17 protein-coding genes and 1 riboswitch are annotated in these 14,974 nt (G+C 40.1%); of the genes, 12 read left to right on the top strand and 5 right to left on the bottom strand.

The genetic code is table 11. The features are described from left to right. The first annotated feature begins 25 nt into the window (after positions 1–25). The 3 genes from ACZ9EE_RS10995 (at position 26) to ACZ9EE_RS10985 (ending at position 4,307) form a co-directional block, all read left to right on the top strand. Positions 26–1,237: an argininosuccinate synthase gene (locus ACZ9EE_RS10995; protein WP_335503257.1), complete on the top strand. Its 1,212-nt coding sequence runs from the start codon at positions 26–28 to the stop codon at positions 1,235–1,237. Positions 1,238–1,299: 62 nt separating this feature from the next. Beyond that, complete coding sequence (gene argH / locus ACZ9EE_RS10990; protein ID WP_476026982.1) at positions 1,300–2,676, top strand: argininosuccinate lyase; 1,377 nt, start codon at positions 1,300–1,302, stop codon at positions 2,674–2,676. Between the two features lie 203 nt (positions 2,677–2,879). After that, positions 2,880–2,989, top strand: a riboswitch (SAM riboswitch). Positions 2,990–3,086: 97 nt separating this feature from the next. Further along, positions 3,087–4,307 (top strand): homoserine dehydrogenase, encoded by a 1,221-nt coding sequence (locus ACZ9EE_RS10985; RefSeq protein ID WP_476026980.1) that lies wholly within the window; start codon positions 3,087–3,089, stop codon positions 4,305–4,307. Positions 4,308–4,369: 62 nt separating this feature from the next. Here ACZ9EE_RS10985 and ACZ9EE_RS10980 read toward each other — a convergent pair whose 3' ends face one another. Next, entirely contained in the window at positions 4,370–4,543 is a 174-nt protein-coding gene (locus ACZ9EE_RS10980; RefSeq protein WP_476026978.1) for a YfhD family protein, read from the bottom strand. A gap of 122 nt (positions 4,544–4,665) precedes the next feature. Beyond that, positions 4,666–4,803, bottom strand: a complete 138-nt coding sequence (locus tag ACZ9EE_RS10975) for a YfhE family protein (RefSeq protein WP_098527985.1) — start codon at positions 4,801–4,803, stop codon at positions 4,666–4,668. A 171-nt stretch (positions 4,804–4,974) separates the two neighbouring features. Here ACZ9EE_RS10975 and recX point away from each other — a divergent pair, with 171 nt between their 5' ends. Continuing rightward, positions 4,975–5,793, top strand: a complete 819-nt coding sequence (gene recX / locus ACZ9EE_RS10970) for a recombination regulator RecX (protein ID WP_476026977.1) — start codon at positions 4,975–4,977, stop codon at positions 5,791–5,793. 1,092 nt (positions 5,794–6,885) lie between these two features. Next, a complete protein-coding gene (locus ACZ9EE_RS10965) occupies positions 6,886–7,209 on the top strand; it encodes a YfhH family protein (RefSeq protein WP_476026975.1) in 324 nt (107 codons plus the stop codon). A gap of 131 nt (positions 7,210–7,340) precedes the next feature. Here ACZ9EE_RS10965 and ACZ9EE_RS10960 read toward each other — a convergent pair whose 3' ends face one another. After that, positions 7,341–7,520, bottom strand: a complete 180-nt coding sequence (locus tag ACZ9EE_RS10960; protein ID WP_098527988.1) for a small, acid-soluble spore protein K — start codon at positions 7,518–7,520, stop codon at positions 7,341–7,343. A gap of 131 nt (positions 7,521–7,651) precedes the next feature. Here ACZ9EE_RS10960 and ACZ9EE_RS10955 point away from each other — a divergent pair, with 131 nt between their 5' ends. Next, entirely contained in the window at positions 7,652–7,903 is a 252-nt protein-coding gene (locus ACZ9EE_RS10955; RefSeq protein ID WP_476026973.1) for a YfhJ family protein, read from the top strand. Between the two features lie 27 nt (positions 7,904–7,930). Here ACZ9EE_RS10955 and ACZ9EE_RS10950 read toward each other — a convergent pair whose 3' ends face one another. Then, positions 7,931–8,911: a metal-dependent hydrolase gene (locus ACZ9EE_RS10950; RefSeq protein WP_476026971.1), complete on the bottom strand. Its 981-nt coding sequence runs from the start codon at positions 8,909–8,911 to the stop codon at positions 7,931–7,933. Positions 8,912–9,066: 155 nt separating this feature from the next. Between ACZ9EE_RS10950 and mutY the strand changes: the two genes are divergently transcribed. Continuing rightward, on the top strand, positions 9,067–10,167 hold the full coding sequence (gene mutY, locus ACZ9EE_RS10945) for an A/G-specific adenine glycosylase (RefSeq protein WP_476026969.1): 1,101 nt from the start codon (positions 9,067–9,069) through the stop codon (positions 10,165–10,167). Between the two features lie 37 nt (positions 10,168–10,204). On the opposite strand, the gene ACZ9EE_RS10940 is transcribed toward mutY, so the two are convergent. Then, positions 10,205–10,429: a hypothetical protein gene (locus ACZ9EE_RS10940; RefSeq protein WP_476026967.1), complete on the bottom strand. Its 225-nt coding sequence runs from the start codon at positions 10,427–10,429 to the stop codon at positions 10,205–10,207. A gap of 136 nt (positions 10,430–10,565) precedes the next feature. Here ACZ9EE_RS10940 and fabL point away from each other — a divergent pair, with 136 nt between their 5' ends. The 5 genes from fabL (at position 10,566) to ACZ9EE_RS10915 (ending at position 14,934) form a co-directional block, all read left to right on the top strand. Further along, positions 10,566–11,315: an enoyl-[acyl-carrier-protein] reductase FabL gene (gene fabL / locus ACZ9EE_RS10935; RefSeq protein ID WP_476026965.1), complete on the top strand. Its 750-nt coding sequence runs from the start codon at positions 10,566–10,568 to the stop codon at positions 11,313–11,315. Positions 11,316–11,397: 82 nt separating this feature from the next. Continuing rightward, complete coding sequence (locus tag ACZ9EE_RS10930) at positions 11,398–11,715, top strand: gamma-type small acid-soluble spore protein (RefSeq protein WP_476026963.1); 318 nt, start codon at positions 11,398–11,400, stop codon at positions 11,713–11,715. A 347-nt stretch (positions 11,716–12,062) separates the two neighbouring features. Beyond that, complete coding sequence (locus ACZ9EE_RS10925) at positions 12,063–12,320, top strand: YgaB family protein (RefSeq protein ID WP_476026961.1); 258 nt, start codon at positions 12,063–12,065, stop codon at positions 12,318–12,320. Positions 12,321–12,511: 191 nt separating this feature from the next. Continuing rightward, a complete protein-coding gene (ntdP, locus tag ACZ9EE_RS10920; protein WP_101647593.1) occupies positions 12,512–13,042 on the top strand; it encodes a nucleoside tri-diphosphate phosphatase in 531 nt (176 codons plus the stop codon). A gap of 86 nt (positions 13,043–13,128) precedes the next feature. Then, positions 13,129–14,934: an ABC transporter ATP-binding protein gene (locus tag ACZ9EE_RS10915; protein ID WP_476026958.1), complete on the top strand. Its 1,806-nt coding sequence runs from the start codon at positions 13,129–13,131 to the stop codon at positions 14,932–14,934. Positions 14,935–14,974 lie beyond the last annotated feature (40 nt).

The raw sequence follows: 14,974 nt of genomic DNA, 5'->3' as shown, positions 1-14,974 counted from the left end.
ACAAGAGAATTCAAGGAGAGTAAAAATGACAAAGGAAAAGATTGTTTTAGCATACTCAGGTGGTTTAGATACATCGGTATCAGTGAAATGGATCCAAGAAAAGTACGGTTATGATGTAATTGCCTTGGGGTTGGATGTTGGAGAAGGGAAAGACCTAGAGGCTATTAAAAATAAGGCATTAAAGGTTGGCGCCATCAAGGCCTATATGATAGATGCAAAAGAATTGCTAGCGAAAGAATATATTTTACCAGCTTTAAAGGCTAATTGTTTATATGAAGGTAAATACCCATTATCCTCTGCCTTATCTAGACCGCTTATTTCTAAATTATTGGTGGAGGTTGCTGAAAAAGAGGGAGCAACAGCTGTCGCTCATGGCTGTACAGGAAAAGGAAACGACCAAGTTCGCTTTGAGGTATCAATCCAAGCATTAAATCCTAGTTTAAAGGTTGTTGCACCGGTTCGTGAGTGGGGAATGACTCGAGACGAAGAAATTAAGTATGCTGAAGAAAACGGGATTCCTATACCTGTTGATTTAGATAATCCATTTTCAATTGATGCTAATATCTGGGGACGTGCCTGCGAAGCAGGAGTACTTGAAGATCCATGGGCAGAAGCACCAGAGGCAGCGTTTGACTGGACGAATCCGATTGAATTGACACCGGATGCACCTGAATATCTTGAAATCGAATTCGAACAAGGGGTTCCTGTTGCCCTAAACGGTGAAAAGCTGCCACTTGTTCAATTGATCGAAACACTTAATACACTTGGCGGCAAGCATGGGGTTGGCCGGATTGACCATATTGAAAATAGATTAGTAGGGATCAAATCCCGAGAGGTGTATGAAAACCCTGCTGCGTTGATTTTGATTAATGCTCATAGGGAATTAGAGTTTTTAACCCTAACCCGTGAAGTTACCCAATTCAAAACACAAGTTGAACAGCAAATGGCGAAGATTATTTATGAAGGTCTTTGGTATTCTCCAATTAAACCTGCCCTTGATGCATTTATCAATGAGACCCAAAAGGTAGTTTCTGGAACGATTCGTGTTAAGCTTTTTAAAGGAAATCACACGGTTGTCGGCCGAAAATCACCACACAGCCTTTACAACGAAGAACTAGCTACCTATGCAAAAGGCGATGCCTTTGATCATAATGCAGCTGTTGGTTTTATTAAACTTTGGGGTCTGCCAACAAAGGTTTATTCTGAAGTAAATAACAAAGAAACGATTTTAAAATAATTCGGATTGCCCTCGAATCCATTTTTCGGGGGCTCTCTTCTTTATATTTAGGAGGAACAGTAATGTCGAAGTTATGGGGCGGTCGTTTTACAAAAGAAACTAACAAGCTCGTAGAGGAGTTTACAGCATCGATTTCTTTTGATCAAAAGTTAGCAAAAGAGGACATTGCCGGAAGTATGGCCCATGTCCAAATGCTGGGAGAATGCGGCATTATTCCGATCGAGGATGCCATTAAAATAAAGGAAGGTCTTTTAGCTATAAAGAAATTGGTGGATGCCGACGAGGTTGAGTTTTTAGTTGAAGATGAAGATATTCATATGAATATTGAAAAGCTCTTAATTGAAAAAATCGGACCAGTTGGCGGCAAGCTTCATACTGGACGAAGCCGCAATGATCAAGTGGCCACCGATATGCATTTATACTTACGAACTAAAACAACCGAGCTGATTAAGTTAATTGAAGATGTCCAGCAGGCATTAATTGAACAGGCAAAAGCGAATATTCATACTTTGATTCCAGGATACACACATTTGCAGCGCGCCCAGCCCGTTTCTTTTGCCCATCACCTTATGGCCTATTTTTGGATGTTTGAACGTGATAAAGAGAGACTAATGGATTCACTTAAACGGGTCAATTGGCTTCCGCTTGGGTCCGGTGCGCTAGCAGGGACTACTTTTCCCATCAATCGTGAACGTGTCGCAGAAATATTAGGATTTGAAACTATTTATCCTAATAGTATGGATGCCGTGAGTGACCGCGATTTTATATTAGAATTTTTATCAATCGGGTCGATTATTATGACACATATCTCTAGATTTTCTGAGGAATTAGTCATTTGGTCAAGTCAGGAATTTCAGTTTGTAGAGCTTGACGATTCTTTCTGTACCGGTTCAAGTATTATGCCTCAAAAGAAAAACCCGGATGTTCCGGAATTGCTGAGAGGGAAGACTGGACGGACATACGGCAACCTAATTGGATTGTTGACTGTACTAAAGGGTCTACCGCTTGCTTATAATAAAGATTTACAAGAAGATAAAGAAGGTATGTTTGATACTGTAGAGACGCTTGAAGGTTCATTAAAGCTGTTAGCTCCTATGGTTGAGACGATGACAGTCAACAAAGATGTGATGCGGAAGGCGATTAATAATGATTTTTCCAATGCAACAGATATTGCTGATTACTTGGTCAGGAAAGGTCTTCCATTCCGCGAGGCCCATGAAGTGATCGGGAAGATAGTTCTATATGCCATTCAATCAGATAAGTTTTTATTGGATTTAAGTTTTGAAGAATATCAGGGCTTCAGTCCTTTATTTGAAGCGGATATTTACGAGGTATTAGCTCCTGAGCAAGTTGTCGCAGTCAGAAACAGCTTTGGCGGTACAGCTCCCGCACAGGTGGAGCATCAAATCGGCCTTGCAGAGGGAAAACTTCATAGATAATATAATAGTAGGAATATGGCTCGCCTAACGGCGGGTTTTATTTTGGATTAAGAAAGTATGAAAATCGACGTTGGAAATTGTCCAGCTCCAGCGCCCTAGCGCTTTTCATTTGAATTAAAAGAAAATATTGACATTTAGAAATAATTAAACTAGAATACATTTTATAACTTAACTTGAACATTTCATGAAAAAATAAAATATAACTCTTATCCAGAGAGGCGGAGGGACTAGGCCCGATGAAGCCCGGCAACCTTCAAGGTATTCCTTGAAAAGGTGCTAATTCCTGCAGGTTATTTAACCTGGCAGATAAGAGGAGGAATCCGCCCTCTTCTTATTAAGAGGGCTTTTCTTCATTTATTAAAAAAACTGACAAGAATCATGCAAATAATAATAGAAGGGTGGATATCAACATGTCTGTAATTAAAGTGGCAATCCTTGGTTTTGGCACGGTTGGTGAAGGATTTTATCGGACGATTCAATCACATGCAGAAGAACTGACAGCTGTTTTAGGCAAGAAGGTGGAGGTGGCTGCCATTCTAATTAAAAACAAGGAGAAGAAAAGGGCGATTAGTAAGGATGTCCTAGTTACAACAGAATTTGCGGATATTCTAAATCTTCCACAGCTTGATGTTGTTGTCGAGGCCATTGTCGATAAGGATCCAACCTACATATATCTAAAGAAGGCGATTGAGCGGGGCTGTCATATTATTACAGCGAATAAAGAAATGTTCGCCAACTACGGAAGAGAGCTGCTTGAACTTGCCAAAGTGCATCATGTCTCAGTTGGATATGAAGCAACTGTAGCTGGAGGAATTCCAGTGATTCAAACATTAAGACAGTTATTAAATGTAAATCGTGTTCAGCAAGTTCAAGGAATCTTAAATGGAACATCGAATTTCATTTTAACAGAAATGCGAGAGAAAAAGCTCTCCTTTGCCGATGCTTTACGTGCCGCCCAAGAAAACGGATTTGCTGAGGCCGACCCGACAAATGATGTTGAAGGCTTTGATGCCTTTTACAAAGCCATGATTCTGAGCAGACTTGCCTTCGGCGAAGAACCAAATTGGCATACCGTTGAACGGACAGGGATCACTTCAATCACAAGTGAATTAATCGAAACAGCTGAAAGGCTTGGACTAAGGTTTAAACATATTGCCAGTATAAAGAAATTAGTTAATCAACTAAATGTATCTATAGGACCAGTTCTTGTTGGAAATGAACATCCACTATATCATGTAGAAGGGGTCCAAAATGCAGTAAATATTTCCTCGGATATTGTTGGTCAAATAACACTTCAAGGACCGGGGGCCGGAATGTTTCCAACTGCAAGTGCAGTCATTGAGGATCTGGTCTACGTCTGTCAGAACCGTCCTGAGAGACAAGGTTTACTAACAACAAGTGAAACCACTACTGCTCTTCAGGAACTAGGGCAGCAAGAAGAAACTTGGCTAATAGCTGGGTTTTATAATGTGACTGATCATCCCGTTAAACTGATTGATCATGTTAAAGATGGAATATGGATTATTAAGGCAAAAAGGGAAGAAATAGCAGAACTCTCCAAACAAGACCTAGTGTGTTTTCCAATTATAGGAGAATATGAAAAAGAGCATATCTTGGCAAGATTAGCATAAAATCTTTAATTTAAGAAGCAGGGCAAGGGCAGCCCTGCTTCTTAGATTTTATCTGAAGTTTTTTACTTTCTATTTTTTACACGTTGGTTAGCTGCATTAGCGCGTGCTTGTGCCTCAAGATCAGCATGATCTGCGAATTCAGAAGAATACTCGACATCTTTTCCATCTGTTTTTAAATTTTTAGGTACTTGTGGAAGTGATCCTTTATTGTGCTTTTGTCCTTGAGCACGACCCATGAAAAAAACCCCTTTCAAATTAAACTAAAGTGAGCAGCAATTATTGCTCTCAAGGATAGTTTTTACTGTCTGAAAGGAGTCCATTAATGGTAAAAATTTATTTTCATTTTCAGTATGTTTTTCTATATACGAGTCTTTTTGTCCGTGAAACCGGCCGCACGGTCTGCCATCTTAAAATCACGCTGATAGCGTACCTCTTGCATGCTTGTTAAAGAATATTTTCCGCCGCCTCTGCTGTCCTTCTTTTTCTTTTCACCCATTGTGCTCATTCCTTTCAACATTTGTTATTTTTAAAGCCTAAGTGCAAATGCATATTACTAAATATGTACTTATTTCCATTTTTACCTGTTCGAAAAAAAAGATACCGTTTTTTCAAGATATTTTTAAAAAAGGGTCTTTCAGTATGGTAAAGTAATTTTGAGGTGAAGACTATGGCCATTATTACAAAAATCACCACACAGCAGAAGAACAAAGATCGCTTTAACGTTTTTATGGATTATGGAAAAGGTAAAGGTGAAGAATTTGCTTTTAGTGTAGACAGTGATGTTTTAATTAAATTTCAACTTAAAAAGGGACTGGAGCTTGATGACTTTTCCTTCTTAGAAATCCAATACCAAGATGATATCCGCAAGGCTTATAATCTCGCTATAAATTATTTGGCTAGAAGAATGAGATCGGAAAAAGAAATTGTTGATTATCTGGGGCAAAAAGAAGTGGACGAGCCGGCTATTAACGAGGTTATTCATCGATTAACTGCACAACATTATATTAATGATCAAGAATATGCTCTAGCCTTTGTAAGGACCCAAGCGAATACAACCGATAAAGGTCCCAATGTAATTAAAATGGACTTGAAGGAAAAAGGAATAGCAGAGGCTGTCCTCTTAAAGGCGCTTGAGGAATTTCCTTTGGAGCAGCAGGTTGAAAAAGCAATGAAAATTGCGGTGAAGTTTTATCAAAAAAATTCAAAGGTTTCTCTTAAAGTTCAAAAACAAAAGCTTGAGCAGTTATTGCTGAGAAAAGGTTACTCTTATGAAGTTATAAATATTGCGGTTATTGAAGCAGAGGTACCAAAAGAAGCGGATGAGGAAATGGAAGCTGTTCGATTTCAAGGCGAGAAGGTTCACAGAAAGTATTCTCATCTTGATGGATTTGAGTATAAGCAAAAGATAAAGCAAACACTGTATCGTAAAGGTTTTACGATGGAGCTAATTGAGCGTTTTTTAGAAGAGAAAGACGAAAACTTATAAACGTAGGCTAAGAGCGGGAGTTAAGACAGTGCGGGGTTAAGGTTCGGGACAGCACAAGGCAGTTTCTGGTGGCTATTGTCCGACGGAGATCAAGGTTCGGGCAGCTCAAGCCAGCATCCGGTGTTTGTTGTCCGAAGGAGGTCAAGGTTCGGACAGCTTAAGGGAGTATTCGGTGCTTGCTGTCTGAAGGAGGTTAAAGTTCCGACAGCCGAAGTCAATATCCAGTGCTTGTTGTCCGAAGGAGATCAAAGTTCGGACAGCTCAAGTCAATATCCGGTGTTTGTTGTCCGAAGGAGGTCAAGGTTCGGACAGCTCAAGTCAATACCGGCTGCTGGTTGTCCAAATGAGGTCAAGGTTCGGACAGCTCAAGGGAGTATTCGGTGCTTGCTGTCCGAAGGAGATCGAGGTTCGGACAGCTGAAGTCAATATCCGGTGCTTGTTGTCCGAAGGAGATCAAAGTTCGGACACCCCAAGTCAATATCCGGTGCTGGTTGTCCAAATGAGGTCAAGGTTCGGACAGCTCAAGGCAATATCTGGTGCTGGTTGTCCGAAGGAGATCAACGTTCGGACAGTACAAGGCGGTTTCTAGTGCATGTTGTCCGAAGGAGGTTAAGGTTCGGACAGCCCAAGGCGGTTTCTGGTGCTTATTTTCCGAAGGAGGTCAAGGTTCGGACAGCTTAAGGGGGTATTCGGTGCTTGCTGTCCGAAGGAGATCGAGGTTCGGACAGCCGAAGTCAATATCCGGTGCTGGTTGTCCGAAGGAGATCAAAGTTCGGACACCCCAAGTCAATATCCGGTGCTTGTTGTCCAAATGAGGTCAAGGTTCGGACAGCTCAAGGGAGTATTCGGTGCTTGTTGTCCGAAGGAGGTTAAAGTTCGGACAGCCGAAGTCAATATCCGGTGTTTGTTGTCCAAAGGAGTTCAAAGTTCGGACAGCCGAAGTCAATATCCGGTGCTTATTGCCCAAAGGAGGTCAAGGTTCGGACAGCTCAACTCATTATTAAGTGCTTGTTGTCCGAAGGAGGCCTAGTCTCAGACAAATTATACAGACTTAATATAGTGGAATAACGAGAAAAGGAGAGTTGGTCCTACATGCAACAGGAGAAACGGTACAGCGATATGGCTGAATTTGAATTACGGCAGGAAATTGCAGAACTTAAAGAAAAGGCAAAAAAGGCTGAGCAAATGGGAATGGTGAATGAGTTCGCTGTCCTTGAAAGAAAAGTACAAATGGCGCGAGCTTATATGATGGACCCTGATTCATTTAAACCTGGTGAAATTTATCAAATTGAAGGGGATCCTGGTCAGTATTTTAAAATTGATTATATGAACGGGGTTTTTGCCTGGGGCTACCGTTTAAAAGGTAATGGTGAAGAAGAGGCTTTGCCTATCTCAGTGTTAACACCTTTAAAATAAAACAATAAACAAACAAACCAGAGTATACCTCTGGTTTGTCCGTTTATATCTTGAGAATTGGCAAGCTTCAGCACCTAGGGACTCTTAAGGTCTAAGTCAATCCGTAAGAAGGCTTGTCTTATGTCTCACCCTTATTTCCAGACAGCTTGTGGTGATTCGTCATCTCGCTCACCGGAAGCCCGCATGCGTTCTTGCGGGTGAGTATTGATACTGCCGTCTGCTCTTGTTGAAGCATATTCTGCTTTAGCGCGCGGTTCGCCTTCAAGTTTGTTATCATTTTGATTTGGAAAATTCGTTGCTTTATTTCTCATGCTTTACCTCCAATTAGGGAATGAGAAACACGTGAAAAGCAGCTTGTTCCAAGTGCTAACCACGTAACGTTAGTATGGCTTATTGCTTCAAGGATATGTTATAAGAAAATGGTAATGGAGGTGTCTTATTAATGAATGAATACCATGGAAGACTTATTAAGTTGTTAATGGATAAAAACGGACAATTAAGCTATGATCAGGCCCGGACATGGGTGGAGTTAATGTGGGATGATTTTGAAACCTCGTATGCAAAGGCTGGCTGGGAATACAAGGGCAGTGAAATGGCAGAACGGATTGTCACTCAGTGGATTGAAAATTATGGTGACAAACTGCATGAGTTTGTCGCAACAAATCCTAAATATAAAAAATATTTGACCCAATAAAAAAGAAGGGCAGCAAGTTAGCCCTTCTTAACTGGGGATGATACTCAACTTCTTTCGTAATTTCTTTTCACTAAACACCCAGCCTGTATAAGAGCTAATTGGTTGTAAATCAAGGTCTAATTGAACAACTGCCACAAACGGGTAGTGACCATTGCTTCGATAACGTAAATCAATAAAACGGACTTCATAAAAATCGCTGTACTCATCAACCTCCCAGCGATAGACTGGGGAGAATGATAAGAAGGCTGACAGGTTTTTATCCTTCTTTGCTGCTTCAATTACAGGAGTATTAGGAACAGGGATTCGGATAAACCGGTCAAGGATCTCAACTTGATGATTAACTGATTTCCCTACAAAAAACTCCTTCTTATTCATGGCTGCAATTCTCCATTGATGAAACCTCATGGTTGGTGCAATAATCACTTCTGTGGCGTCTGGAATCAGACTCTTTACTTCCTGCAAGACTTTCAGCTTCGCTAAATATCTCCGAACATAGTATGCAATGACGACCCCATACATAATTAAAAAGGTAACTCCTGGATTTGCTCCTAGTATCCAAATAAATATCCCGATCACATGAATAGCAAAAATTATTGGATCAAATGTATTAATGACTCCGAGCGCAACCCATTTAGAAGAGAAGGGTCTAAGGGCTTGGGTCCCATAGGCATTAAATATATCAACAAAAACATGGATAAACACTGCAGCAAAAGTCCAAGCCCATAAATGCAATAAATTTGCACCTGAGAAAAATGGATAGATAACCGCTGTAATAAGGAGCGGCCATAAAATGACTGCGGGAATGGAGTGGGTAACTCCACGATGATTCCGGATATAGATTGCATTATTTCTTAGTTTTAATACAGTGTCAATATCTGGTATTTGCGAGCCTGCAATTGTCCCGATTAATACACTTACCGCCGTAGCATGACTGCCGGCAACTACTGGGTCAAGCGTTGCGAGACCACCTAAAGCAATACCCATTACCACATGAGTTCCAGTATCCAATAGGAAATTCCCCCTTTAAAATAATCTTGTCAAAAAAGGTAATATAGCTTATCGTTAATAAATGGACTTTGGAAATTGTCCGGCCAGCGCAATAGCGCTTTTCTTTTTATTTTCCCTTTTTTCGAGGTGTTTAACAATCTGGAGGAACAAAAGTTATGATTATTGAACATGAAAATTCTGAAAAAATCAATATAAATGCATTTCAAAATGATTTAATTTCCTGGTTCAAAAGGGAACAGCGTGATCTGCCATGGCGAAAGGATCAGGATCCTTATAAAGTTTGGGTTTCAGAAATAATGCTTCAGCAAACAAGAGTAGATACGGTAATCCCTTATTTCAATCGATTTATTGAATGGTTTCCGACAATTGATGCATTGGCTGATGCCGATGAAGACAAAGTGCTTAAAGCATGGGAAGGTCTTGGCTATTATTCTCGAGTGCGAAATCTTCAATCCGCGGTGAAGGAAGTAAGAGAGAAATATAATGGAGAAGTGCCAAATACACCAAAGGAAATCTCTGAACTAAAGGGAGTAGGACCTTACACTGCTGGAGCAATCTTAAGTATTGCTTATGGTATCCCTGAGCCTGCCGTAGATGGAAATGTGATGAGAGTATTGTCTCGAATCCTCTCGATATGGGATGATATTGCAAAACCCTCATCGAGAAAGATTTTTGAACAGGCAGTCCGTGCGTTAATTTCACATAACGATCCATCAGCATTTAATCAAGCCTTGATGGAGCTTGGTGCATTAATTTGCACCCCTACATCGCCTTCATGTCTATTATGCCCGGTACGCGAGCATTGCCAGGCTTTTTTTGAAGGGGTACATGAAGAGCTTCCTATTAAAACAAAAAAAACAAAAATACGGAATGTTCAACTAGCAGCTGCAGTTCTATCAAACGCAGAAGGAAAAATACTTATCCATAAGCGTCCGGCTAGCGGATTACTTGCGAATTTGTGGGAATTTCCAAGTGTGGAGCTGCATCATAGCCTGCAAAATGAACGTAGTCAGATTGTTACGCTTTTTAACCAAGAGCTGCAGTTGGAAACACATCTAGAAAAAATTATTGGTCAAATCGATCATGTTTTTTCCCATTTGGTATGGAATATCATCGTCTATACAGGGACGCTTTCCGCAGATTTTAAAGAAAGTGAGGATTGGCGGCTTGTCTCCTTTAAGGAGATGGAGGAATATGCCTTTCCTGTTTCTTATCAAAAAATATACCAAATGTATCTAAATTCCTTAGAGGAATAGACGCTGATGCAATGCGTTTATTCCTCTTTTAATTATATTAATCATATACTATTTTGGTTCCATGGGTATAATCTGCTTCTTGGCGTTTCATCCCGCCGCGGTTTTCAATTTCCTCAATAATTTCTCGATGAATCATCTGTCCCTCACTATTAAGATAAGGTGCAATTTGTTGAAATGAATGATGATAAAAGGCTAATTCACTATCCTTCCAATCGGTTTTCGCCATCATTGAAAGCTCTGTCATATCACGTCCTACATACATATCCTAAAACCCCCCTAACTTGTCTTTCATTTTAGTGTTTTATATTAATTGTCTTCTATTCATGGAAAAGATAAAATGAATAGAAAAGTGAAGCGTTTCAAGCTTTCTAAAAATTACATAGAAGGGATTTTTTTATATGACACAAAAAGTCGCACTTATTACAGGAAGCAGCAGGGGGATTGGAAAGGCAACGGCCCTTCGCTTAGCAGAAGCAGGCTACGATATTGTTATTAACTATGCACGCAGTAAAAAGTCTGCCCTAGAGGTTGCTGAAAAGATTGAAGCATTGGGCAGGAAAGTATTGGTGGTTAAGGCCAATGTAGGGGACGTGGCTAAGATAAAAGATATGTTTGCTCAAATTGATCAGGAATTTGGCCGTTTAGATATTTTTGTAAATAATGCTGCTTCAGGTGTCCAGCGTCCAGTAATGGAATTGGAAGAGTCACACTGGGATTGGACATTAAATATCAATAGTAAAGCCCTCTTATTTTGCGCCCAGGAAGCGGCAAAACTAATGGAAAGGAATGGCGGCGGGAAAATTGTTAGCATCAGCTCTCTTGGCTCCATTCGTTATTTGGAAAACTATACAGTAGTAGGTGTGTCTAAGGCAGCCCTTGAAGCTTTAACACGCTATTTAGCAGTTGAATTAGCACCGAAAAATATTATTGTTAATGCCGTATCCGGCGGGGCAGTGGATACCGAGGCGTTAAAACATTTCCCTAATAGAGAGGAGCTGCTGCAGGAGGCTAGGGAAAAAACACCCGCAGGGAAAATGGTGGAGATTGATGACATCGTGAACAGTGTGATGTTTCTGTTATCAGATGACTCCAGTATGATTAGGGGACAAACGATTATTGTCGATGGAGGAATTTCCTTACTCGTTTAAAATAAATAAAATTATTTTTCGATAATTTTTTTGGATATTCTCCACGAAGCCGGGACATATTAATTTCGTGGAGGTGATATCAATGGCAAACTTCAATCAACAGCCAAACAAAACTTCTGCTGGAACTAACATCCAGGAAGTAAGACAGCAAAACGCTCAATCTGCACAAGGCGGTTCACAAGGATCCCAAGGTTCTTTTGGAACTGAATTTGCAAGCGAGACTAATGCTCAAGAAGTAAGACAGCAAAATGCTCAATCTGCACAAGGCGGTTCACAAGGATCCCAAGGTTCTTTCGGAACTGAATTTGCAAGCGAAACTAATGCTCAAGAAGTAAGACAACAAAACCAACAGTCAGAATCACGTAAGAACCAGGGCAGCGGTCAATTCGGCCAAAGCTAAGAAAAATACTTAAAAGAAGGCACTCTTCATTCGCAAGAGTGCCTTCTTTCCTGTCTTATAGAACTTAGAGTAATGTCTAGCTCCAGTTGCCCTAGCGACTAGAGTGCTTCCCTCATCTCCCTTCGATAAGACAACGTCGAATCGCTTCGCTCTTCGTGTTTCCTTTACCTTGGTCAGCTCAGTCCTGCCTTCCTACCGGATTTGCCTGTAGCCTTGCGCCCCTGTTCAAGAAGCTTCTGCTTTTCTGTTTTCGACAAAACTTCCTGTATGTTTACAGAAGTAGTCAAAGGGAAAAGGGAGTTTTTCCAGAATACATAAAGTAGCTAAAAAATAAGGCGGTGAGGGAAATGGATCAATTTAACCGATTAGTTTCCGAACAAATGGTGACCATGGAAAAATTACTATATCTCCAAGCTGAACTTGAGCGATGCCAGCAAATCGAGGAAGAGCTCCAGTCATTACAAAATGCAACCAATTTGGAGAGCGTTCAAAACGATATCCAGGCCATGAAAAGAGAGCTGAAAGAGATACAACATATTTTTGAAAAGCAAACAGAAGAAGTTATCAATTCGTATCGGGAAATGAATTTAACTCCTTCGCTGTAATTTTTCAGCCAAAACAGGGATAAATTACACAATTTTTTACAAAGAGCCAGTGAATTCTGGCTCTTTTGTTTTAAATTCTTGCCTTAACCGTTATAATAATAGAAAATAGGAATTTTACTTTGTAACCTTTTGTCGTATTTACATGGTAAGAATAGGTTTCAAAGCGTTCAGAAATGAAGGTAGGGGAGAAAATGGTCGTACCCATCGAAGGTGAACCAATGCAAATACATAGCTATAAACACAATGGGCACATCCATCGCGTCTGGGAAGAAACAACCGTTTTGAAAGGGTCGCAGAATTTGGTTATTGGCGGAAATGACCGGACACTTGTAACAGAGTCGGACGGGAGAACCTGGATTACGAGAGAGCCTGCAATCTGTTATTTCCATTCACAATACTGGTTCAACGTTATAGGAATGATCCGTGAAGACGGTATTTACTATTACTGTAATATTAGTTCACCTTTTATTTTTGATGGTGAAGCACTAAAGTATATTGATTATGACCTCGATATCAAAGTGTATCCTGATATGACCTTTAACTTACTAGACGAAGATGAGTATGAACGGCATCGTCGTGAAATGAACTATCCCGATGTCATAGATAAAATTCTAAAAAGAAATGTTGATAAACTAATTCAATGGATTCGGCAGCGTAATGGCCCTTTTGCACCTGATTTTATTGACATTTGGTATGAACGTTATTTAACTTACAGGCGGTAAATGAAACAACTGTAAAAGAACCTGTTGTTCCGAGAGCAACAGGTTCTTATCTGTTTAAATTTTCTGTTGAAGAGGAGGGGGATTTCTTGAGCAGTATTCGCAGATATCTGCAATATGTTAAGCCGTATCGTTTACAAATTTTTTGGACAATCATCATTGGCCTTGTGAAATTTTCCATCCCGCTGATTATCCCGATGCTAATCAAATATGTGGTGGATGATATTATTGGGAACCACGGGCTGTCCCATCACGAAAAGGTTACTAAACTAATGCTTATTATGGGTGTAATGCTAGTTGTCTTTGTCATACTAAGACCACCGATCGAATATTACCGTCAGTACTTTGCTCAATGGACCTCAAGCAAAATTTTATATGATATTCGTGATCAGATGTATACCCATATTCAAAAGCTCAGTTTTCGGTATTTTTCAAATAACCGTGCTGGAGAAATCATTTCTCGGATGATTAATGATGTGGAGCAGACGAAGACTTTTGTTATATCAGGATTAATGAACCTTTGGCTTGATATTGCCACTATCGTTATTGCCATTATTTTTATGTTTTATATGAACGTTAAATTGACCGTGGTATCGATTTTGTTATTTCCGTTTTATGCCTTTTCTGTACGGTATTTTTTTGGAAACCTGAGGAAATTAACAAGGAATCGCTCACAAGCTTTAGCCGAGGTACAGAGTTATTTGCACGAAAGAGTCCAGGGAATGCCAGTTATTAAGAGCTTTGCAATAGAGAAGTTTGAACAAACACAGTTTGATAAGCGGAATAAAAACTTTTTAGAAAAAGCCTTACAGCACACAAGCTGGAACGCCAAGTCATTCGCAGCAGTTAACACGATTACTGATATCGCACCATTAATTGTGATTGGATACTCGGCTTATCTAGTGATTGATCATCAATTGTCATTGGGAACTATGGTCGCTTTTTTTGCCTATATTGATAAACTATATAATCCCTTAAGAAGACTTGTGAATTCATCGACTACTATCACTCAATCATTTGCTTCAATGGACCGGGTATTTGAATTGCTGGACGAGAAATATGACATAGTGGATAAGCCAGGAGCTCGGGAATGTACAAACGTAAAAGGCGATATATCTTTCGAACATGTTTTCTTTTCTTACGATAAAGACGATGAAATGGTATTAAAAGACATCCATTTAAATGTTAAAAAAGGGGAAACCATTGCACTTGTTGGGATGAGCGGAGGAGGAAAATCAACCCTCGTCAGTCTCATTCCTCGTTTCTATGATGTAACAAAAGGAAGAATCACCCTAGATGGAGTGGATATTGGCGAATTTAAGGTTCAAACTCTTAGAGACAACATAGGTGTTGTTTTTCAAGACAATATTTTATTTAGTGAATCGGTTAAAGATAATATTTTATTAGGGAAGCCCGGTGCGACTGAAGAAGAGGTATATGAAGCAGCCAAAGCAGCAAACGCACATGAGTTTATCTTAAACCTATCAGAAGGGTATAACACTAAAGTAGGGGAACGGGGAGTAAAGCTTTCAGGAGGTCAAAAGCAGCGTGTTGCAATAGCCAGGGTATTCTTAAAAAATCCTCCTATCTTAATTTTGGATGAAGCGACGTCAGCCCTAGACTTAGAAAGTGAACATCTCATACAGGAGTCCCTGGAGGAGCTGGCTAAAGATAGAACGACCTTTATTGTAGCACATCGTTTATCGACAATTACGCATGCCAATCGGATTGTTCTGATCGAACATGGTCAAATTGTCGAGATTGGCACTCATGAGGAACTGATGGCAAAGCAGGGTAATTATTATAGGTTATTTCAGGTGCAGCAGCTTGAAAATACAGAAGAAACTCCGCTTAATGCTCCTCAGGAAGAAAAGGAAAAGCAGACTTCTATATAAATATAGGATAAAAAGGACCCCAGCGATGAAAAATTGCTGG

This window comes from Bacillus sp. URHA0034, assembly GCF_056280405.1.
This window is presented reverse-complemented; position numbering and strand designations above follow the sequence as displayed.

Bases quoted from the DNA above. Each gene is read 5' to 3' on its own strand.
- ACZ9EE_RS10995 (WP_335503257.1), top strand. From the start codon at position 26: ATGACAAAGGAAAAGATTGTTTTAGCATACTCAGGTGGTTTAGATACA.
- argH (WP_476026982.1), top strand. From the start codon at position 1,300: ATGTCGAAGTTATGGGGCGGTCGTTTTACAAAAGAAACTAACAAGCTC.
- ACZ9EE_RS10985 (WP_476026980.1), top strand. From the start codon at position 3,087: ATGTCTGTAATTAAAGTGGCAATCCTTGGTTTTGGCACGGTTGGTGAA.
- ACZ9EE_RS10980 (WP_476026978.1), bottom strand. From the start codon at position 4,543: ATGGGTCGTGCTCAAGGACAAAAGCACAATAAAGGATCACTTCCACAA.
- ACZ9EE_RS10975 (WP_098527985.1), bottom strand. From the start codon at position 4,803: ATGGGTGAAAAGAAAAAGAAGGACAGCAGAGGCGGCGGAAAATATTCT.
- recX (WP_476026977.1), top strand. From the start codon at position 4,975: ATGGCCATTATTACAAAAATCACCACACAGCAGAAGAACAAAGATCGC.
- ACZ9EE_RS10965 (WP_476026975.1), top strand. From the start codon at position 6,886: ATGCAACAGGAGAAACGGTACAGCGATATGGCTGAATTTGAATTACGG.
- ACZ9EE_RS10960 (WP_098527988.1), bottom strand. From the start codon at position 7,520: ATGAGAAATAAAGCAACGAATTTTCCAAATCAAAATGATAACAAACTT.
- ACZ9EE_RS10955 (WP_476026973.1), top strand. From the start codon at position 7,652: ATGAATGAATACCATGGAAGACTTATTAAGTTGTTAATGGATAAAAAC.
- mutY (WP_476026969.1), top strand. From the start codon at position 9,067: ATGATTATTGAACATGAAAATTCTGAAAAAATCAATATAAATGCATTT.
- ACZ9EE_RS10940 (WP_476026967.1), bottom strand. From the start codon at position 10,429: ATGTATGTAGGACGTGATATGACAGAGCTTTCAATGATGGCGAAAACC.
- fabL (WP_476026965.1), top strand. From the start codon at position 10,566: ATGACACAAAAAGTCGCACTTATTACAGGAAGCAGCAGGGGGATTGGA.
- ACZ9EE_RS10930 (WP_476026963.1), top strand. From the start codon at position 11,398: ATGGCAAACTTCAATCAACAGCCAAACAAAACTTCTGCTGGAACTAAC.
- ACZ9EE_RS10925 (WP_476026961.1), top strand. From the start codon at position 12,063: ATGGATCAATTTAACCGATTAGTTTCCGAACAAATGGTGACCATGGAA.
- ntdP (WP_101647593.1), top strand. From the start codon at position 12,512: ATGGTCGTACCCATCGAAGGTGAACCAATGCAAATACATAGCTATAAA.